General features: G+C 45.2%; 6 protein-coding genes and 1 pseudogene. 4 read left to right on the top strand and 3 right to left on the bottom strand.

All coding sequences use genetic code 11. From position 1 onward, the window contains the following. The 4 genes and pseudogenes from HMPREF3119_RS02050 to HMPREF3119_RS02035 all read left to right on the top strand — a co-directional run. Nucleotides 1-325: pseudogene (locus HMPREF3119_RS02050) on the top strand (serine recombinase); the annotation flags it as partial. A 136-nt stretch (nt 326-461) separates the two neighbouring features. Continuing rightward, entirely contained in the window at nt 462-698 is a 237-nt protein-coding gene (locus HMPREF3119_RS02045; protein WP_036419383.1) for a type II toxin-antitoxin system CcdA family antitoxin, read from the top strand. Nucleotides 699-700: 2 nt separating this feature from the next. After that, a complete protein-coding gene (locus HMPREF3119_RS02040) occupies nt 701-1,015 on the top strand; it encodes a CcdB family protein (RefSeq protein ID WP_070578210.1) in 315 nt (104 codons plus the stop codon). 32 nt (nt 1,016-1,047) lie between these two features. After that, on the top strand, nt 1,048-1,629 hold the full coding sequence (locus tag HMPREF3119_RS02035; RefSeq protein ID WP_070578207.1) for a ProQ/FINO family protein: 582 nt from the start codon (nt 1,048-1,050) through the stop codon (nt 1,627-1,629). 150 nt (nt 1,630-1,779) lie between these two features. Here HMPREF3119_RS02035 and HMPREF3119_RS02030 read toward each other — a convergent pair whose 3' ends face one another. From HMPREF3119_RS02030 to HMPREF3119_RS02020, 3 genes are all read right to left on the bottom strand, one after another. After that, nucleotides 1,780-2,211 (bottom strand): DUF459 domain-containing protein, encoded by a 432-nt coding sequence (locus HMPREF3119_RS02030; protein ID WP_070578204.1) that lies wholly within the window; start codon nt 2,209-2,211, stop codon nt 1,780-1,782. A gap of 195 nt (nt 2,212-2,406) precedes the next feature. Next, nucleotides 2,407-2,631: a plasmid partition protein ParG gene (locus tag HMPREF3119_RS02025; protein WP_246829231.1), complete on the bottom strand. Its 225-nt coding sequence runs from the start codon at nt 2,629-2,631 to the stop codon at nt 2,407-2,409. Further along, nucleotides 2,621-3,250 (bottom strand): ParA family protein, encoded by a 630-nt coding sequence (locus HMPREF3119_RS02020; protein ID WP_070578214.1) that lies wholly within the window; start codon nt 3,248-3,250, stop codon nt 2,621-2,623. The genes HMPREF3119_RS02025 and HMPREF3119_RS02020 overlap by 11 nt, the downstream gene beginning before the upstream one ends. Nucleotides 3,251-3,298: the final 48 nt, after the last annotated feature.

Genomic DNA, 3,298 nt, shown 5'->3' with positions numbered 1-3,298 from the left:
CCCGACGAGCCATATGGCATTGACATCACCTGCCGGTGATGATTTTACCCGGACAATGCTTAAGGCGGTTAACGGAATGATGCTGGATATGCTGGCCGCGATTGCGCGCAAAGACTATGAGGATCGCCGCCGCCGTCAGAAAGAAGGGATTGCAAAAGCGAAGGCAGCCGGAAAATACCGGGGACGCCGGGCTGATGAGCAGTTGCATCAAAAAATCATCGAACTCCGGGTCAAAAACAAACAGAGTATCCGTGATACCGCAAGGTTGTGCGGCGTTTCAGAACGGACAGTGATACGGATTGTTAAACTCAGCGCAGGCTCCTGATGCGTATATCCCGGACGTCCGGTGTATTTTGATAATGGGATAGTCTACACCCGTTTTTTAAGATGCATTATTTTTTTCGTGTTATACTACGCTTAATTAACCGTGTATCTTACACGATGATTGATGCGAGGAATCTATGGCTATAAAACAACGGGCAACCAAAAGCGTTACCATGACTGTAGAGCGAGTCCTGCTCAGTCGTGCGCGGGAGGCCGGAATTAATCTTAGTGCAACCCTGACAGCTGCGCTTGATGCGGAACTACGCCGGTATGAAGCGAAAAAATGGCAGGAAGAAAATAGTGAAGCACTGGAAGCACTCAACCGGTTTCATGATGAACATGGTTGTTTCAGCGATGAATACAGGACATTTTAAGAATGCAGTTCACTGTATACAATAATACCGGGAAAAGTGCTGTCTATCCTATGTTACTTGATGTAACAAGCGATATTATCGGTCAGTTGAACCGCAGGATTGTGATTCCCCTGCTACCCGTTGAAAATTATCCGCCAGGTACTCGTCCCAAACGGTTGGTTCCGCTTATCAGACTGACTGATGATAAAGAATATGCAGTCATGACACATGAGATGGCCAGTATTCCCGCCCGTTCTCTGGGTATTGTGTTTTGTGATGCCTCCCTTTATCGTACAGAAATAAAAGCGGCGATTGATTTTCTTTTTGATGGTATTTAAGAATGATGAATTAATACCGGCAGGAACCCGTAATGAGTGATACATCCCGTCCCGTTCTCACGCTGAACCGTAAACCGAAAGCGGAGGCGGAAAAAAATAAAGACACCCCAATACAGCCGGTGTTCCGCAGAAAACAGCGGATAGATGCTGTCCCGCGCCCGAAAAAAAATAAAGCGGCTCCGGCCGTAAAGCCCCCTGCTTCCGTCAAAAAAACAAAAGTCCCTGAACCGCCTGCGGTGAAGCCTGAAAAAGTTCCTGTCCCGCCGACACCGCCGAAAAAACGGATGAATATCATTGAGGCACTGGGGATTATTACCCGCTACTGGCCGGAATTGTTTCCGGACGGTCAGCTGCGGCCGATGAAAATCGGACTGAAAGAAGATTTGCTCCTGGACCGGAAAGTCAGGGAGCTGCCGGTTTCAGGGCGGACACTGACCCGCTGCCTGTCTTCGGTATCGTATGCAGGAGGCTATCGTCTGACGGTGATTGCCGGTGCGGCTCGTTATGATAAGGACGGACAGTCCTGCGGAACAGTGACCCCGGAGGAAGAAGCGGATTCCGTGAAGCGGCTGGAAAAGTTAAGAAAACGACAGGCAAAAGGAAAGGCGGAGTAACGTAAGTCCGTGGTGAGTTGGTTAAATAACGCACAAGCCAGTGAGGCGACTGCAGAACGGTGGGTACAGCCTGTTTTCCCCCGGGATTCACTGATTTATCCACAGAATTTCTGGATAAAGTGCCCTTCCCTGCCCTTCAGACTCATGTTCTCAGTTTTGCCGGACAGTATGGTAAATCTGTTCTGAAATCAGTTTACCGGCTTCCGGCGTGTAGTGGATACCGTCAGCAGTACGCAGAACAATCCCGTTGACTGAATATGTCCATACCCTGCCGGTAAGCGGACGCGGATCAAATACGGTGTAACCGGCCATTGCGGATGTTTCTGAAATAATCCGGCGGGTATTCACCAGTGCGTTTTCTGTCTGTGTGTTTTTCATGGCCGGAGGTAAAATCCAGATAATACTGGCCGCCGGGTAACGTGTTTTTAAAACGGAAATAAACCGTATGATTTTTTGGCTGTAACGGTGACCGGCAGAGGCAGCCATACCATCATTAGCACCCAGCGATACAATGATTAAATCAGGGGAACTGACCGGCATCCATTGTACGAACGCCAGCCAGTCATAAAATGCCCCGTTCATCAGTCCGGATCTGTCCAGGTAATAATATTCCAGAACGTCCTGTTCTTTCGCTCCTTTTGCCAGGCTCAGAGTCAGGCTGTCTCCGATGAATAGAGATTTAGAGTAAGCGCTATTAAAAAGTCCAAACAGTAGAGATATTAATATATTTATTAATATTTTCATGTGGTTAGATGATGAAGTTGAAAGTTTTTCACATCATAGTTTGTCTTCATTTTCAGCCAGCCATTGAACTACTAGTGAAATGACAACATCTGTCATATCAATATTTTTTTTAAGGCAAGAAAATTTAAAGCGATGATGTAGCTCTTCAGGAATGTTCATTTGTAATTTTTTAGTTGGTAAAGCTGGTTTTTTTATGGCGTCAATTGCTGAAGAAAGTTGTCTGTTTTGACCACCTTTCATTAATAATTTATTTTTCATTTAAAATCTCCAAAATTTCGCGCACGATATTATCAATTTCCCCTTTTGCCTGACTATCTGAAGTTTCAAATACTGTTCCGCCGTCAAGCATGGTTTTTATGTATGACTGCCTTTGGGTTGTACCAGTTTTGAGTGCTTTGAAACCAGTTTCTTGGATCGAATCCTTCAAAACCTGAACCATTGTTGCGGCATGAACTTTCTTCGTTACTAAAAACCTGGCTTTGACGGGTTGTAAATCGTTACGAGCTTCTATTACGGCCAGTATTGCAGTACTAGCGGCAAAATCTAAAGGAGAGGCTGTAACAGGAATTATTACTAAGTCACTGACCATTACAGCTGCTGATGATATCTCGGAAATAGCTGCCGCACCGTCTATGATTATGTAATCATAGGATTTCAGACTTTTTTTAATCGAATAGACTTCTTTTTGTGAACTGGCGGATACTACGTCAAAGTTACATTTTTCAGGAACAAACCAATTTCCTATGCTTTGTTGTGGGTCTGTATCCACGACAACTATGTTATGCCCCATTTTACCCAGCGCGGTGGCTACATTAATGGTAGTTGTGGTTTTACCTACACCACCCTTTCCGTTAAGAAATGAAATTATTGTGCTCATAATATCCTCATATAAAATATCCTGTAATCCTGTAATCCTGTAATCCTG

It is taken from the genome of Morganella sp. HMSC11D09, assembly GCF_001807955.1.
Classification (GTDB): Bacteria; Pseudomonadota; Gammaproteobacteria; order Enterobacterales; family Enterobacteriaceae; genus Morganella; species Morganella morganii.
Note: the sequence above shows the minus strand (reverse complement) of the source record. Positions and strands in the feature narration are given on the sequence as shown.

Excerpts from the sequence above, each read along its gene's own strand:
- HMPREF3119_RS02045 (WP_036419383.1), top strand. The coding sequence starts at position 462 with ATGGCTATAAAACAACGGGCAACCAAAAGCGTTACCATGACTGTAGAG.
- HMPREF3119_RS02040 (WP_070578210.1), top strand. The coding sequence starts at position 701 with ATGCAGTTCACTGTATACAATAATACCGGGAAAAGTGCTGTCTATCCT.
- HMPREF3119_RS02035 (WP_070578207.1), top strand. The coding sequence starts at position 1,048 with ATGAGTGATACATCCCGTCCCGTTCTCACGCTGAACCGTAAACCGAAA.
- HMPREF3119_RS02030 (WP_070578204.1), bottom strand. The coding sequence starts at position 2,211 with ATGAACGGGGCATTTTATGACTGGCTGGCGTTCGTACAATGGATGCCG.
- HMPREF3119_RS02025 (WP_246829231.1), bottom strand. The coding sequence starts at position 2,631 with ATGAAAAATAAATTATTAATGAAAGGTGGTCAAAACAGACAACTTTCT.
- HMPREF3119_RS02020 (WP_070578214.1), bottom strand. The coding sequence starts at position 3,250 with ATGAGCACAATAATTTCATTTCTTAACGGAAAGGGTGGTGTAGGTAAA.